At 60.7% G+C, this 15985-nt stretch carries 11 protein-coding genes and 1 pseudogene; 5 read left to right on the top strand and 7 right to left on the bottom strand.

Translation table 11 applies throughout. The features are described 5' to 3' along the window. Positions 1 to 272: 272 nt before the first annotated feature. Both CYR55_RS06620 and CYR55_RS06615 read left to right on the top strand, forming a co-directional pair. A complete protein-coding gene (locus CYR55_RS06620; RefSeq protein ID WP_101815365.1) occupies positions 273 to 1667 on the top strand; it encodes an MFS transporter in 1395 nt (464 codons plus the stop codon). Between the two features lie 11 nt (positions 1668 to 1678). Next, the gene (locus CYR55_RS06615; protein WP_101815364.1) at positions 1679 to 4063 is read left to right on the top strand and encodes a glycoside hydrolase family 3 N-terminal domain-containing protein; all 2385 of its coding nucleotides are present in this window, start codon (positions 1679 to 1681) and stop codon (positions 4061 to 4063) included. 51 nt (positions 4064 to 4114) lie between these two features. Here CYR55_RS06615 and CYR55_RS06610 read toward each other — a convergent pair whose 3' ends face one another. Beyond that, on the bottom strand, positions 4115 to 6247 hold the full coding sequence (locus CYR55_RS06610; RefSeq protein WP_101815565.1) for a TonB-dependent siderophore receptor: 2133 nt from the start codon (positions 6245 to 6247) through the stop codon (positions 4115 to 4117). 528 nt (positions 6248 to 6775) lie between these two features. Between CYR55_RS06610 and CYR55_RS06605 the strand changes: the two genes are divergently transcribed. Both CYR55_RS06605 and CYR55_RS06600 read left to right on the top strand, forming a co-directional pair. Next, positions 6776 to 7531 carry a MerR family transcriptional regulator gene (locus CYR55_RS06605; RefSeq protein ID WP_101815363.1) on the top strand — a complete coding sequence of 252 codons (756 nt, stop codon included), beginning with the start codon at positions 6776 to 6778 and terminating at the stop codon, positions 7529 to 7531. Positions 7532 to 7694: 163 nt separating this feature from the next. After that, the gene (locus tag CYR55_RS06600) at positions 7695 to 8270 is read left to right on the top strand and encodes a nucleotidyltransferase family protein (protein WP_146000959.1); all 576 of its coding nucleotides are present in this window, start codon (positions 7695 to 7697) and stop codon (positions 8268 to 8270) included. Here CYR55_RS06600 and CYR55_RS06595 read toward each other — a convergent pair. Both CYR55_RS06595 and CYR55_RS06590 read right to left on the bottom strand, forming a co-directional pair. Next, positions 8264 to 8980 carry a YnfC family lipoprotein gene (locus tag CYR55_RS06595; protein ID WP_101815361.1) on the bottom strand — a complete coding sequence of 239 codons (717 nt, stop codon included), beginning with the start codon at positions 8978 to 8980 and terminating at the stop codon, positions 8264 to 8266. The two genes, CYR55_RS06600 and CYR55_RS06595, sit on opposite strands and share 7 nt — an antisense overlap. A 159-nt stretch (positions 8981 to 9139) precedes the next feature. Beyond that, positions 9140 to 10084 carry an ABC transporter substrate-binding protein gene (locus CYR55_RS06590; protein WP_101815360.1) on the bottom strand — a complete coding sequence of 315 codons (945 nt, stop codon included), beginning with the start codon at positions 10082 to 10084 and terminating at the stop codon, positions 9140 to 9142. Between the two features lie 395 nt (positions 10085 to 10479). Between CYR55_RS06590 and CYR55_RS06585 the strand changes: the two genes are divergently transcribed. Next, entirely contained in the window at positions 10480 to 11349 is an 870-nt protein-coding gene (locus CYR55_RS06585; protein WP_101815359.1) for a DMT family transporter, read from the top strand. A gap of 56 nt (positions 11350 to 11405) precedes the next feature. On the opposite strand, the gene CYR55_RS06580 is transcribed toward CYR55_RS06585, so the two are convergent. From CYR55_RS06580 to CYR55_RS23950, 4 genes and pseudogenes are all read right to left on the bottom strand, one after another. After that, entirely contained in the window at positions 11406 to 12206 is an 801-nt protein-coding gene (locus CYR55_RS06580) for an amino acid ABC transporter ATP-binding protein (protein ID WP_101815358.1), read from the bottom strand. A 2-nt stretch (positions 12207 to 12208) separates the two neighbouring features. Next, the gene (locus CYR55_RS06575; protein WP_101815357.1) at positions 12209 to 13120 is read right to left on the bottom strand and encodes an amino acid ABC transporter permease; all 912 of its coding nucleotides are present in this window, start codon (positions 13118 to 13120) and stop codon (positions 12209 to 12211) included. Between the two features lie 10 nt (positions 13121 to 13130). Further along, positions 13131 to 13664: a GNAT family N-acetyltransferase gene (locus CYR55_RS06570; protein ID WP_101815356.1), complete on the bottom strand. Its 534-nt coding sequence runs from the start codon at positions 13662 to 13664 to the stop codon at positions 13131 to 13133. 10 nt (positions 13665 to 13674) lie between these two features. After that, positions 13675 to 15958, bottom strand: a pseudogene (locus CYR55_RS23950) (NtaA/DmoA family FMN-dependent monooxygenase). Between the last annotated feature and the right edge of the window lie 27 nt (positions 15959 to 15985).

The following is a 15985-nucleotide window of genomic DNA, read 5'->3' as shown; positions in this document are numbered from 1 at the left end:
CCCGGCTGCGGAAAAAGCTGTAAAATTTGCCCCGGCTCACAAACTCCGGACAAAGTAAGATTACGTAAATAACCTGTTAATTTTCTCAATTTCCCCTTTTCCCACGCCCCACCATACTCATTCCGGCAGAAAAGCCGGGCTGCGTGCCCGCCTGTTCTGTGGTGATAGCGCACGTCTGTCACCAACGCGTCGCCGGGCACCCGGTATGCCGTCAAAAAATAACGCAGTGGCCGGTGGCCGTTATCTTTTTGACCTCAATTGAGAAGATAAACATGACCCGTTTCCCTGCACTCTCCGTCACTGACAAAATAGGCTATGGCCTGGGCGATATGGCCAGCGCCCTGGTCTGGCAAACCGCCACGCTGTTTCTGGCCTACTTCTATACCGATGTCTTTGGCCTGCCGGCCGCCATCATGGGCACCATGTTTCTGGTGGTGCGCGCGGTTGATGCGCTGATCGACCCCTGCATCGGCACGCTGGTAGACCGCACCCAGACCCGCCACGGCAAATTCCGCCCCTGGCTGCTCTGGATGGCGATCCCGTTCGGCGTCTGCTGCCTGATCACCTTCTATGTGCCGCCGGTCTCCGCCACACTGAAAATTGTCTACGCCTGCCTGACCTACAGCCTGCTGAGCCTGGTTTACTCCGCCATTAATGTGCCCTATTGCGCGATGCCCGGCTCGCTGACGCTGGATCCGCGCGAGCGGCATTCGCTGCAATCGTGGCGGTTTGCGCTCTCCTTTATTGGCGGGCTGGTGGTCACCGTGGTGGCCCTGCCGCTGGTGGACTGGCTGGGCAGCGGCAACCCGCAGCACGGCTATTTTTATGCCATGGGCCTGATGGGGCTGCTCGGTGTGGTGCTGTTTTTTGCCTGTTTTATGCTGACCAAAGAGCGCTACCACTCCCCACAGGATGCACGCCACAGCCTGCTGGGCGACCTGCGGGTACTGGCACAAAACCGCCAGTGGCGTCTGGTGTTTGTTTTTAACATTCTGTTACTGGTGGCGGTGGTCACCCGCGGCTCGGCGACCATCTACTATGTGAAATATGTGATGATGCGGCCTGAGCTGGTGTTTGCCTTTATTGTCTCCGGCATGCTGGCGGCGTTGTTCGGCGCGCTGCTCTCAGAAACGCTGCTCAGCAAATTTGACCGGGTACGCGCCTACCAGTGGACCATCGCCGCCTATGTGGTGATCGGCAGCCTGATCTTCTTTATCCCGCCTTCTGCCGTCTGGCTGATTTTCACCATTAACATCGTGTTCAGTTTTGTGCAGAACCTTTCTACCCCCCTGCAATGGGCGATGTTCTCCGACGTGGTGGACTACGAGGAGCACCGCAGCGGCCGCCGCCTGGATGGCCTGGTCTTCTCCACCGCCCTGTTTGCCATCAAATTCGGCCTGGCACTGGGCGGGGCGCTGGTGGGCTGGGTGCTCGGGTTCGTGGATTATCTGCCGAACACCGCCCAGCAGCCTGCCGGGGTGATAACGACCATTAACGCGCTGTTTACCCTGGTGCCGTCGGTGCTGTTTATCGCCATGGCGCTGCTGCTGTTTGCCTGCAAACTCAACAGCCGGTATGTGCGGGAAATCGCCGCCCAGCTGGCGAAAAAACGCGATAACCAGGCGCCGGATACGTTGCCGGCCCCCGGTTCCGCCCACGCTTTATAAGGAGAGTCTCCATGCCCTGTGTTTATAAGGATGCGACGCAGCCGGTTGCGGCACGCGTACAGGATCTGTTGTCCCGCATGACCGATGAAGAAAAATATGCCCAGATGCATGCTTTCTGGCTGATCCTCTCGCCGGACGGCCAGCACCGCAGCCGCCGCGACCTCAGCGATGATTTCGCCGGTGCCGCTGGGGAGGATGATCTCGCGACGCGCCTGTTTGCCGGGATCGGCCAGGTAACCCGCCCGCTCGGCACCCATATTGTGGAGGCGAAAGAGGGCGTGCGGGCGCTCAACCGGCTGCAAAAAACGCTGGTGGAAGAGACGAGGCTCGGCATCCCGGCAATGTTCCATGAGGAGTGTCTGGTCGGGCTGCTGTGCAAAGACGCAACGCTGTTTCCCTCGTCACTCAGCTATGGCGCAACCTGGGACCCGGATCTGATTGAACAGGTGGCGGCCGCCATCCGCGCAGAGGCGCAAAGCGTCGGTTGCCATCAGGGGCTGGCCCCGGTGCTGGATGTCTCACGGGATGTGCGCTGGGGGCGCACTGAAGAGACTTTTGGCGAAGACCCTTATCTGGTGGGAAAAATGGCGACCGCCTATGTGCGCGGGTTACAGGGGCCAGACCGCGATCTGCTGGCGACGCTGAAACACTATGTCGGCCACTCCTTCAGCGAGGGCGCGCGCAACCATGCGCCGGTGCATCTGGGCTTCCGTGAGCTGAATGATACCTTCCTGCTGCCGTTTGAGATGGCCGTCAAACTGGCGAATGCCGGATCGGTGATGCCCGCGTATCACGACATCGACAACCAGCCGTGCCACAGCGACACCTTCCTGCTGACGGAGGTGCTGCGTGAGCGCTGGGGTTTCGACGGCCTGATTGTGGCGGACTATGGCGGCGTCAGCCTGCTGCACCAGCACCACGGCGTCAGCGCGGATGCGGCCGAATCCGCCGCGCTGGCCTTTAATGCCGGGCTGGACATCGAACTGCCGAAGGATGATTGCGCCCGCCATCTGGCCGAGGCGCGGCAGCGCGGGCTGATTTCCGCTGAAAAGATTGATGAAATCGTGGCGCGCATCCTGCACGAGAAATTCCGGCTGGGGCTGTTTGAGCGCCCGTATGCCGATGAAAATGCGGTAGTACTGCAACGTGACAGCACGCGGCAACTGGCGTGGCAGGCGGCAGTACGGTCGGTAACGCTGCTGGAAAATAACGGCATCCTGCCGCTGGTGCCGCAGGCCGGGCAGAAGATCGCGGTGATCGGCCCGACCGCTGACGATCCGCTGGCGTTATTGAGCGGGTACAGTTTCCCGGTACATCTGATCATCAGTGACATGACCGCGCAAACCGAGATCACCACGCCGTTACAGGCGTTGCGCCACCGTTATGGGGAGGCGGCGATCCGTTACGCCAAAGGGTGCCACATTCTGGAGCAGCGCACGGCGGGCGCGCCGGTGTTTCCGGGCGACAGCGGCAAACCCTTGCAACACTCGCCGGTGTCACAGGATACCGGCCTGATTGCGGGTGCCGTGGCGCTGGCGCGGCAGAGCGAGGTGGCGCTGGTGTTTGTCGGCGATTTGGCCGGGCTGTTCCAGAGCGGCACGGTGGGCGAAGGGTCAGACACCGACAGCCTGCAACTGCCGGGCGTGCAGCAGCAGTTGCTGGAAGCGGTGGTCGCGACCGGCACCCCGACCATCGCCATCCTGACCGGCGGCCGCCCTTACTTCCTGAACGGGCTGGAAGAGGAACTGGCGGGTTATCTGGTGGCGTTTGCGCCGGGGCAGGAGGGCGGGCGCGCCATTGCCGACATCCTCAGCGGGCGCGAGCCGCCGTCAGGCCGCCTGGTGCTGTCGGTGCCGAACAGCGCCGGGGCGATGCCTTACTACTACAACCATAAACTGAAAAGCGGCGGCACGCCGATCGCCTTCTCATTCGGCGCGCGTTACCCCTTTGGTTATGGCCTGAGCGGCACGACGTTCCGCTATGACGATCTGCACCTGGCGGAACCGGCGGTGCCCGGCGAGAACGGCACACTGGTGGTGCACGTCCGCATTACCAACAGCGGTGACCGGGCAGGCAGTGAGGTGGTGCAGCTGTATGTCAAAGACCGGCTGGCCTCGCTGGTGCGGCCGGTTCATGAGCTGAAAGCGTTCCAGCGCGTGACGCTGCAACCCGGCGAAACGGCCCGGCTGACGTTCTCGCTGCCCACGGACATGCTGAACTTTACTGACGCGCAGGGCCGCCGGGTGGTGGAGCCGGGCGAGTTTGAGATTCAGGTAGGGGCGTCAAGCGCGGACATCCGCGCCCGCGTGGTGGCAAACGTCACCGGCCCGCTTTGGGTGCTGCCCAAATACTGGCGGATGGAAAGCGGGTGTGAGGTCACGATGGGGCGTGACTGACGCGCATAAAAAAGCCCGGCAGAGGCCGGGCTTTTTGTCAGGGAGTGACAATCAGAAATCGTAACCGACGGTTGCGACCACGGTGCGCTCCTGGCCCCAGTAGCAGTAACCGGTGCCGTAGCAGGCAGCGACGTACTTCTTGTCGGTCAGGTTGTTGACGTTAAGCTGCACGAAGGCCCCTTTCAGCTCCGGGCTGAACTGCGCCAGGTTCATGCGCAAGGAGGCGTCAAACAGCGTGGCGGACGGCATGTGCAGGGTGTTTTCGTTATCCGCCCACTGGGTGCCGATGTAACGCACGCCCGCGCCCAGATCCACCCCAATCGCGGAGTTGTACTGGCCCCACAGGGACGCCATCTGCTTCGGCGTCACGTACGGGGTGTTGCCGTCGTTGCCGTCAACCGCGTCTTTGAATTTCACCTTGTTATAGGTGTACCCGGCAATCACGTTGAAACGTTTGGTAATCGGCGTGCGTGCTTCCAGTTCCAGCCCCTGGGAATGGACTTTCCCGGCCGGGACATAGTAGCTGCCCTGAACGATGCGGTTAGCCACATCCTTTTGGGTCAGGTCATACAGCGCGGCGGAGTACAGCGAAGCACTGCCCACCGGCTGGTATTTCACGCCCACTTCATACTGCTCGCTGGTGGTCGGCTTCAGCAGGTTGCCGTTTATGTCCGTCAACGTCGCCGGGGTCACGGCGGTGCTGTAACTCATGTACGGCGAAATACCGTTATCGAACGCGTACAACAGCGAGGCGCGGCCGGTCACATGATCGTCGCTGCGCTCATCGGTCACGTCGGTTTCATAGGTGGTGGCCTTGGACTTCAGGTTGTCATAGCGGCCGGACAGGGTCAGGTGCCACTTGTCGAGCTTCATATCATCCTGCAAATACCCGCCGGTCTGGGTGTACTTGCGTTTAACGTGGCTGCCGAACACGCCGGGGATAGTGAATGCGCCGTCCTGGTAGAGCGTATCGCCGCCGGTTGCGCCGGTATACGGATCAAGGTTGGTGGCGTAGCCGCTCTCAGACGAGGTGTCATTGGTGAAGTGCTGGAAGTCAAAGCCCACCACCACCTTATGCTCCAGCATCCCGGTGGCGAAATCGGCCTCGAGCTGGTTATCAATCGCGAAGGCGTTCAGCGAGGAGTCTTCCCCGGAGTAGTAACGGCTCATCTCGCTGCGGTCGGCATTCCAGCCAATGCCGTACACCTGCTCCAGCTTGGTGTTGGAGTGGGTGTAGCTGGCGTTCTGGCGGAATGACCAGGTTTCGTTAAACGCGTGCTGGAATTCATAGCTGTAGATCTGCTCCCAGCGTTTGAAGACGTTGTGGCTGCTTTCGCCGTCGAAGAAGCCGCGGCTCAGGCGATCGCCATACAGGCTGCCGTCAGCCGGTACCGCTGAGTGGTAGCCGCCGGACGGATCTTTTTGCAGGTACGCGCGCAACAGCAGCGAGGTGTTCTCATCCGGCTGCCACAGCAATTGCGGAGAGATGGCGTAACGCTCTTCGCGCTGGTTGTCGTACTGGGTGTCGCTGCTGCGGGTCATGCCGGTGATGCGGTAGGCCCACTGGTCATTGATCGCGTCGGTGTAGTCAAACGCGCCGCCCTTGGTGTTGAAGTTGCCGCCGGAGAGGCGCACATGGCCTTCAGGGGCGAACTGCGGGCGCTTGGTGCTCTCAATCACCACACCGCCGGGGATGCCCTGGCCATACAGCGCAGAGGAGGGGCCTTTCAGCACATCAATGCGCTCCAGGAACCACGGGTCAACCTGCAGGGCGTTATAGCTGCTGCCGTCGCTTAACAGGCGCAGGCCATCCAGGAAGGTGTTATTCACATCGCCGCCGTGGAAACCGCGCAGGGAGACGGTGTCGTAGCGGGTCGCGCCGCCGGCGAAGTTGGTGAACACGCCCGGCGTGTAGTTCAGCGCCGCGTTGACGGTAGTGGCGTTCTGGTCATCCATCTGCTGGCGGGTAATCACAGACACCGCCTGGCCGGTGGTGATCAGAGGCTGGTCGGTTTTGGTGGCGCTCCGGCTGGTTTTGGCGCTGTAGCCCTGGGTCGGCGTATCGGCTGTTTCTGCCGGCTGGGCAGTGACGACTACGGTATCTTCAGCAAGGGAAGCGAGGGGAACAAACAGCGCAAGGGAACACAGCAGGCTGGAGCGCTTCAGGTTAAAAGCCGACAACATATTCATAATCCCTATAAAAATCTTTTACAGTTAAGAGAAAGAGCAACGCGTGTGAGCCATACAAAAATCTCATCTGCCGGCCTTTTTACGCCTGGAAGATGAGATAAAGTCACGTAGTGTAAATCTAATGATAATTATTATCATTATTGTTAGTTCGGTTCAAGAGCATGTATCAAGATATTGCCGGAGAAAACCGTGGCTTATCCGCATGATGAAAAAAGGATAATTTCCATTGTTAAATAAAAGTTAAGGAAAAGTGCCATTCTGGCAAGGCTCATGCTGTCCCCACAATAGTCTTTGATAAAAAGCGCTAAACCATTTTCTGAAGAGGAGGGAAATAAAAAAGAGGGGTAAGTGCCATGGGGCCCTTTCTTTCAGGATAACAATTGCCTGCTTTTCTCCCGCTGCCAGATGTTATGGCCTTGATAAATCTTTACGGGAAAAAAGTATCTTTTTTCAACGCTAGCGCGCAGGCTATCTCTTCACTACCCCAAATTATCAGGATGATATTTTCTAAATGGGACATGTATGACGCTTTATACAACGGAAACCCTGTGCGCGATGATCGGCATTCTGCCGGCGACCCTGCGCAGCTGGCGGCGTGCGGGGCTGGTGCCTCATACTGCGAACAGTGAAGGCACGTATAGCAGCCAGACCTTCGACCGCGTGCGTTATGTGCTGGATCTCACCAATGCGGGCGATACGCTGCCCGAGATCCACCGGTTGCTGAACGCCCCGCATCGCTATCGCCGCAGTGGCTGGCAATGCCGTACTGACGAAGTGCTCACACAGCTTGGCCCCCGCTCAACCGAGGAGCTGAACCGGCTGCTGCGTACTTTGGGTACCCATTACAGTGGTGAAGCGTTCGTCAATTACCTGCTCAGGCCGCTGAACCTGTGGCTGAGAAGTGATAACAGCCCCGGCGCCGTGTTCCGCCTGGCCCGCTTTCATGCGGCCGTGCTTCAGCATGCCGGGCGCGTCATGGCGTTATCAGAACGGCAGAAAAGTGTGCCGATTTTTCTGGAGACGGCCAGCACCACCAATGAGACTGAAATCTGGCTGGAAGCCATCAGGTTGACCGGCCAGGGCTGCCGGGTAGAAATCTCACCCAATGTCACCCAGGTACCGGCAGAACCGACGCGAAAATATGAGCACCATCTGGTCTGGTGCGGCGCGGGCATCAGCCGCGATATGAAGCAGTATTTTAAACGCAAGCTCGACCAGGACTATCCGGTCATGCTGTGCGGCACGGATACCCAGGAATATCCCCCTTCCAGGAATTAAGCCTGCTCACCGGCCACCCTGCGGCTATTTCCCCTGCTTTCCACTATCCCCTCTTTTCCCTGGCTCCTGGCCCACGGGCGGCCGGTAGCGTGCCTGAATTTTCTTTTTCTCTGCCACCCCGCGTACACTGGCGTAATACCCCTCAAGAACGGGAGCACCTCTGTTGAACGCAGGCATTTTATTGATGGCCGCCGGGCTGAGCCGCCGCTACCGCGCTGCATCGGGCGGGCAGCATAAATTATCCGGCCTGCTGCCGGGCGGCAGCACGGTCTTTGAGCAGAGTCTGCGCCATGCGCAGCAGAGCGGCCTGCAGGTGATGGTGATTTTGCGGCCGGAAGATGCCGGGTTACAGGCGCTGGCCGCGCGCGCCGGGGCGGCGTTTCACTGTGTGGCAAGTGGGGGGCTGGGCGAGTCGATTGCGGCCGGGGTCGCGGCCACAGCCACATGGCCGGGCTGGCTGGTGGCGCTGGCGGATATGCCGCTGCTGAAACCGGAGACTTACCTTCAGGTGAATGCAGCGCTCATGCACGCGGCGTGCGCACGGGCGGTGTACGGTGAACAGGCCGGGCATCCGGTGGGGTTCCGGGCGGAGATGAGGCAGGCGCTCTGTGCGCTGAGCGGCGACCAGGGCGCGCGGGCGCTGTTGCTAAGCACACCGCCGCACCCGGTGCCGGTGGATGACCCCGGTTGTGTGTGGGACATCGACCTGCCGGAGCAGTTGCCGCGCCCGGCTCAGTAGTAGGTGGTCTGATAGGTCTGGGTGTAATTCAGGGTGGCGCTGCCGTAATCCCCTTCAGCGACCACGGCCGCGGCGCACTGCACCGGGTTGAAATGGGCATCATAATGGCAGCGGGTTTTGGTGATCCCGGCCAGCCTGCCGTCTACCCTGGCTTCAAGGGTGGCATCCGTTCTCCGGGTGTCCGGGGCATCCTCTTTCACGTCGATCTCGGTTTTGCCCTGCGCATTTTGGAACAGGGTGTGGCGCGGGTAACCGAGCGCGTCGTAACGGTAGCCGGCAAAGGCGTCATCCGTTTCGGTACTTATCACATCCGTAATAAAGCCCTGGGCATCTTTTTTATAGCGCAGGCTGCCGTCCACGGTGCGCTCCAGCCGGCATTGCGCATCCAGCTGGTACATTTTTTTGCGGCTGGTGCGGTCAACGAAGTAATCGCCCTCTTTAACCAGATCGACATCCACTTTCATCGCCGGCTGGAATGAGCGCAGTTGCTGTACGCAGCCCTGTTTATCCAGCGTGACGCTGACCTGTGCGGAGATCTTGCCGCTCTCCTCTTTCTGGGTCTGGGTGAAGTGCTTTACCTTGCCGCGCAGTGCATCAAAACCAAAAATATTGGCCAGGCTTGCCAGTGAGGGATTGACCGGCTCCGGCCCGCGGGCGTCACAGGCCACCAGCGCGCTCGCGGCAGCGATCAGAAGTACAGCCTTATTCACGTTCCTGTCCTTTTCAAAAGAGAGCGTCGCGCATCATAACATGCGGAATTTCAGGCACGTAGCGTATCTTTTGAGCAGGTTTTTATTTTTCAATCAGAAAAAATCATTACCAGAAAATTGCTGTTAAGGCTTGGGTTTGTCCGCTGTTAAGCAAAATTTTCAGCCCGATTTATCCGGCAAGGCATCGGCCGGGCCGTCGCCCATGCCGGGCGGATTCACCTGTGACTGCGTTACCTGTTCATCACTTTCCCCCCAGCGCGCCAGTACCCGCGCATACTCCCCGCTGCGTATCGTCCCGTTAATCGCCTCGCTCAGCGCGGCCGCCAGCCCGTTTCCTTTGCGGGTGGTGGCCGCAACCCAGGCGGTGCGCGGCCCGTTGCCCACCACGCGGGTGGTGCCGGTGAGCGCCGCTTTATACACGGCGGTGGAGTGGGGGCCAAAAAAAGCGTCCACCCGCCCGGATTGCAGCGCCAGGCTGGCCGCCGCGTCATCCGTGACATACACCGGCAACGCCGCCGGCAGGCCCTGCGCGCGGTTCTGTTTGTCCCAGGTCAGCAGGATGTTCTCCTGATTGGTGCCGGAGCCGACAATCACCTTCAGCCCGGCGACATCCGCGGGTTTGTTGATCGTCTGAACCGGGCTGTGGCTGCGCACCGAGAAGCTCAGCGTGTCGGTGCGGTAGGTAGCGAAATCAAACCGGGTTTTGCGCTCCCGCGTCACGGCGATATTAAACAGCGCCACATCATATTTGCCGGAGGCAATCCCCAGCGGCCACTGCTCCCAGGAGGCGGGCACCAGGTTCAGATCCAGCCCCAGGCTGTCTGCCAGCAGGCGCGCGATGTCAATATCACTGCCGATGCGGGTGCGGTTATCCTCCGCCAGCACGGAAAGCGGCGGGGAGTTCAGCGCGCTGACCACCACCGTAAGTTTGCCCGGCACGGCAAAGGTAAAGCCGGGCGGCAACAGCGCCACCGCTGCGCTGTTTTTGGCGGTATGGATAACCTGCTGGTTGGCCGCCAGATCAATGCGCGCGGGTGCTGCCTGGGCTGCGCCAAACGACAGCGCCAGCAGCAGGGTACTCAGGGTAAAGGTTTTCAAGGGCATGCATCCTGTCAGGGGAGTTAGCCCACTATGGCAAAGCGGTTATGCCCGGGGGAAATAACAATCTTGCATGTGCTTTTGAGGAAACCGGCGATCCGGATAAAAAACATGACAATAAATACACATTTTGATAACTTTTACGGACGATCCTTTTACAGGCTGAACAGATGATGATGACTTTTATGCAGGCTGACGTGGATACCGGTTCTCCGGTAGGCTGCGCTGCGCCATCATTGCATCCTGTTTACGCCGTCACCTGCCCGCCGCCTCCACCTCCCGGAATTGTGCCCGTTAAGGGCTGATAGCTTCCTTTATTAACCGGCCTTCGCCCGGCGCATTTTTTGCGCGGTGCATCCCTGTGCCGGTTACACGCAGATTCTGGTATTCCGGAGAGTGTTATGTCTTTTACCCGTTCCACGCTGGCGTCGCAGGGCGCGACGTCCGGCTTTGTGCTGCTCTGGGGCAGCGCCGCTATTTTTACCCGTCTGGGGCTGGATAACGCCTCACCCATTATGTTGTTGGTATGCCGCTTTGTGATTGCGCTGGCGGCACTGCTGATCGTGGGTTGTTTCCGCCGCCGCTGGCTGCCCAGGCAGGGTACCCGCAAACAGGTGGCGCTGACCGGCCTGCTGCTGATTGGCGGCTATTCGGTCTGCTATTTTCAGGCGATGGCGCAGGGCATCACGCCGGGCCTGATTGCCACTATCATGGGCATCCAGCCGATCCTGACGCTCTGCCTGGTGGAGCGCAGGATGCAGGGCACCCGGCTGCTGGGCCTGCTGGTGGCGCTTTCCGGCCTGATTCTGCTGGTCTGGCGCAGCCTGGCGGCCTCGCATTTGCCGGTGTCCGGCATACTCTTTGCGCTGGCCGCCCTGCTGTTCATGACCTTCGGGGCCATCATGCAGAAGAAAACCCCGCAGGCACCGGCTGACGTACTGCCGCTGCAATATGGCGTCAGTTTGTTGCTGTGCCTGCTGTTGCTCCCCACAGGCAGCCTGCACGTCACGCTGAACCGCGAGTTTTTGCTCTCGGTGCTGTTTCTGGGGGTGCTGATCTCAGTGGTGGCCCAGTTGCTCCTTTACCGCCTGCTCAGTGCCGGGAGCATTGTGAACGTGACCAGCCTGTTCTATCTGGTGCCGGTGATCACCGCCGCACTGGATTACCTGTTGCTGGGGAATGCGCTGCCGTGGTCAGGGGTCGCCGGTATGGCGGCGATCCTGCTGGGGATTATGATCGTCTTCCGCACGCCACGGCCGGCAACGGCGTAAGGGCAGATAGGATGAAGCCGGCTGCGTAAGGCAGCCGGTTTTTTTATGCCCGGAGGTTACAGCACGTTGGCGAGGAAGCGGCGGGTGCGCGGGTGCTGCGGGGCGTTAATCACCTGGCGGGCCGCGCCCTGTTCCACGATTTTACCGTCCACCATAAACACAATCTGGTCAGCCACTTCGCGGGCGAAGCCGATCTCGTGCGTCACCACTACCAGCGTCACACCCGATTGCGCCAGCGAACGGATCACGTCCAGCACTTCGCCCACCAGCTCCGGGTCGAGGGCGGAGGTCGGTTCATCAAACAGCATGACCCGGGGGTTCAGCGCCAGCGCGCGCGCAATCGCAATGCGCTGCTGCTGCCCGCCGGAGAGCTGGCGCGGCCAGGCGTCTGCCTTATGGCGCAGCCCGACAGTGTCCAGCAGTTCCAGCGCCCGCTCAATGGCCTGCGGCCGGGTCAGTTTCTTATGCACGATCGGCGCTTCAATGATGTTCTCCAGCACCGTGAGGTGCGGGAACAGGTTGAAATTCTGGAACACGTAGCCCACTTCCGTGCGCTGGCGCAGAATGGCGCTCTCTTTCAGTTCATACAGCCGGTCACCGCGCTGCCGGTAACCAATGTAGTCGCCGTCAATCTGGATAAACCCCTCATCCACCCGCTCCAGATGATTAATGGCGCGCAACAGCGTGGACTTGCCGGAGCCGGACGGGCCGAGGATCACCGTGACCGAACCGGGTGCCAGCTCCAGCGAGACCTCATCCAGCGCCTTGTGTTTGCCGAAATACTTGGTGACGCCGGTGATGCTGATATGGCCGCGGGCGGTGGCGGCGGCACGCGCGTAGTCGATCGCTTCTGACATCATTAACTCCTTACTGCGCCCAACGGGGCGCGGGCGGTTTTCGGGCGGAAACGGTGCCACAGGGCAGGGCGCTGCTCACGGCGGGCGCTGCGCGCCAGCCAGCGTTCAACATAATGCTGCACTACCGACAGCAGGGTGGTGATCACCAGATACCAGACCGCGCCCACCATCAGCAGCGGGATCACCTGCTGGGTGCGGTTGTAGATCATCTGGATGGTGTAAAACAGCTCCGGCATCGCCAGCACATACACAATCGAGGTGCCTTTCGCCAGGCTGATAATCTCATTGAAGGCGGTCGGGATAATCGCCCGCAGCGCCTGCGGCAGGATGATGCGGAACGTGCGGTGGCGGCTGGGCAGGCCCAGCGCGGCGGCCGCCTCAAACTGGCCGTGGTCTACCCCCAGAATGCCGCCGCGGATAATCTCTGCCGTATAGGCAGACTGCACCAGCGTCAGGCCGATCACGGCGGTGGGGAACTGGCCGAGCACATCAATGGTCGCATAATGCCCCCAGGCGAGGCCGGTAAACGGAATGCCGAGCGACAGGGTGTCGTACAGGTAGGAGAAGTTGTAGAGAATGATCAGCACCACCACCAGCGGCAGCGAGCGGAACAGCCAGATGTAACTCCACGCCAGCCCGGAGAGCAGCCAGGAGGGCGAGAGCCGCGCCAGCGCCAGTGCGGTGCCGAGCACGATACTGAACAGCGAGCCGAGCAGCGTCAGCAGCAGGGTCTGCTGAAGCCCTTCCAGGATCACCGGGTCAAAGAACCAGCGGGCAAAGACGTGCCACTCCCAGCGGGGGTTAAAGGCGATGGACTGCACCACCGCCGCCAGAATGAACAGGGTAAACACCGCGCCGAGCAGGCGCAGCGGGTAGCGCGCCGGCACGACGCGCAGGGTGGCATGCTGTTTCATGGGTTGCTCCTTAACCGGCGCGGGCGTCAGCGGGGGTCTCCGCGACCGGCACAGCGCTGCCCAGCACTTTGATAAAGCGCAGGCGGCCGTCATGCGGCGGGCGGCTGTACTCTTCCGGATCGCGGTGGATATCGAATTGCGGTTGATACCCCTGTGCGAGGTAGAGGCGCACCGCCTCCGGCTGGCGAAAACCGGTGGTCAGGTACACCTTGCGGTATCCGGCCAGGTAGGCGCGGCGCTCCAGCTCGGCTACCACCTGCAACGCCAGCCCCTGCCGCCGCTGGTCACGGCGCGTCCAGATGCGTTTCAGTTCGGCGGTCTCGGCATCAAAGGGTTTATACGCGCCCATCGCCAGGGTTTCGCCGTCGCGCTCCATCACAATAAACAGCCCCTGCGGCGGCAGATACCATTCGGTCAGCTCCTCTTCTGCCGCGCCGGAGAAGAATTCGCCGTAACGCGCCGCATACTCGCCGAACAACCCGGTAATAATTGGTTGCAGGTCAGCATCCTCTGGGGAGACATCGCGGAAAGTGAATGTGCTCATGGTGCCTCCTTTAATCGCCCAGGCCCGGCGGGTTGATCTCAGACCGGTCAAGGCGCTCAATGCCTTCCCCCCATCGGTTCAGTACCTGGTCATAGGCCCCGCCCTTAATCACCCCGTTTAACGCGGTATTCACCGGCTGCACCAGCCCGCTGCCTTTTTTCAGGGTTACGGCGATGTGCGCCGCGTTTGGCCAGCCGCCATCCACTGTCCCGACCAGCCGGGTTTTGCCGTTCAGCGCCGCTTTCCAGGCACCGATTACGTTCGGGCCGAAATAGGCGTCCGCCCGGCCGGACTGCAACGCCAGCGTCTGCGCCGCGTCATCGGTGCTGTAGACCGGGATAAACGGCTTCAGCCCTTTTTTGCGGTTCGCCTGATCCCAACTGAGCAGAATTGATTCCTGATTGGTACCGGAACCCACGACGATCCGTAACCCGGCAATATCTTCCGCTTTCTCAATGCGGCTAATCGGGCCGTCGGCCTTCACATAAAAGCCCAGCGAATCCTTCCGGTAAGTAGCAAAATCAAATTTTGCTTTACGGTCTTTGGTCACGGTGATGTTACTGATGGCGGCATCATATTTGCCGGAGGCCACGCCCAGCGGCCAGTCCTCCCAGGAGGTGCGCACAATATTCAGCTGCAACCCCAGGCTGTCCGCTACCAGCCGGGCGATATCCACCTCGCTTCCCAGCATGGTTTTATTGTCATCGGCCAGCAGCGTCAGCGGCGGTGAGTTCAGTCCGGCAATCGCCACGGTGAATTTACCCGGGACCGTAAAGTGATAACCGGCCGGGATCTGCGCCACCGCCGCCGGGTTGGCGGCAACGTTAATCGGCGTTTCATTGGCTTTCAGGTCGATCCCATTACCTGCGGCCGGTGTCACCCCGGAAAATAGCAGGCCGGAAAACAGCAGGGCGGTGGTCAATAAAGCAGTTTTCTGCATAGCGCGGCTCTCTCTTATTATTGTCGGGAAGCAGTAACGATCAGACGGTAAACTGGTTGGCCGGTTGCGCCAGCCCAAAGTTGTCACGCAGCGTTTTTCCGGGGTATTCCGTGCGGAACAGCCCGCGCGCCTGCAACAGCGGCACCACCTGGTCCACAAAATGCGGGAAGGTCACCGGCGTGCCGCCGTTGATGATGAAACCGTCAGCCGCCCCGTTTTCAAACCAGTGCTGAAGGCCGTCTGCCACCTGCTCCGGCGTGCCGTGGAACAGCGGGCGCGGCGTGGCCGCTTCCAGTGCCGCCTGGCGCAGCGTCAGCCCCTTTTCACGGGCATTACGTTTGATCTCATCGGTGGTGCTGCGGAAGCTGTTCTGGCCGATGTCGCCCAGCGCCGGGAACGGCGCATCCAGCGGGTATTGGCTGAAGTCGTGATGGTCAAAGAAGCGGCCGAGGTAATTCAGCGCATCCTCAACCGACACCAGCGCCGCCGTCTGCTGGTATTGCTGTTCCACGTCTTCCGCACTGCGGCCGACAATTACGCTGACGCCCTGGAAAATATGCAGATCGTCCGGCTGGCGGCCATTCTCCACCAGCTGGCGCTTCACATCCTGATAGAACGCCTGCGCCTCTTCCACCGTCGGGTGGTGGGTGAAAATGGCGTCCGCGTGGCGCGCCGCCAGCCTTTTGCCGTCCTCCGAGGCCCCGGCCTGGAACAGCACCGGGCGGCCCTGCGGTGTGCGGCCGATGTTCAGCGGCCCCTGTACCTGGAAGAAATCACCGTGGTGATCCAGCGTGTGCAGTTTGCCGGGGTCGAAGAACTGCCCGGAGGCTTTGTCGCGCACAAACGCGCCTTCCTCCCAGGAGTCCCACAGCCCTTTGGTGACCGTCAGGTACTCGTCGGCAATACGGTAGCGCAGTGCGTGATCCGGGTGCTGCGGGCGGGAGAAGTTTTTCGCGGAGCCTTCCAGCGGCGAGGTCACCACGTTCCAGCCCGCGCGCCCGCCGCTGAGGTGGTCGAGGCTGGCGAACTGGCGCGCCACGGTAAACGGCTCGCTGTAGGAGGTGGAGAGCGTGCCGACCAGCCCGAGGTGCTCCGTCACCGTGGCCAGGGCGGAGAGCAGGGTGATCGGCTCAAAGCGGTTGAGAAAATGCGGAATCGATTTCTCATTAATAAACAGCCCGTCGGCAACAAAAATAAAATCGAGTTTTCCCTGTTCGGCTTTTTTCGCCACGCTTTTGGCGAACTCAAAATTAATGCTGGCATCGGCCTGGGCATCCGGGTGACGCCAGGCAGACATATTTCCTGAGGCACCGTGTAATATTGTGCCGAGACGTAATTGACGGCGGGTAGACATTATTTCACCTGCATATTCAGAGTGGGT

It is taken from the genome of Chimaeribacter californicus (genome assembly GCF_002858675.1).
Lineage (GTDB): Bacteria > Pseudomonadota > Gammaproteobacteria > Enterobacterales > Enterobacteriaceae > Chimaeribacter > Chimaeribacter californicus.
This window is presented reverse-complemented; position numbering and strand designations above follow the sequence as displayed.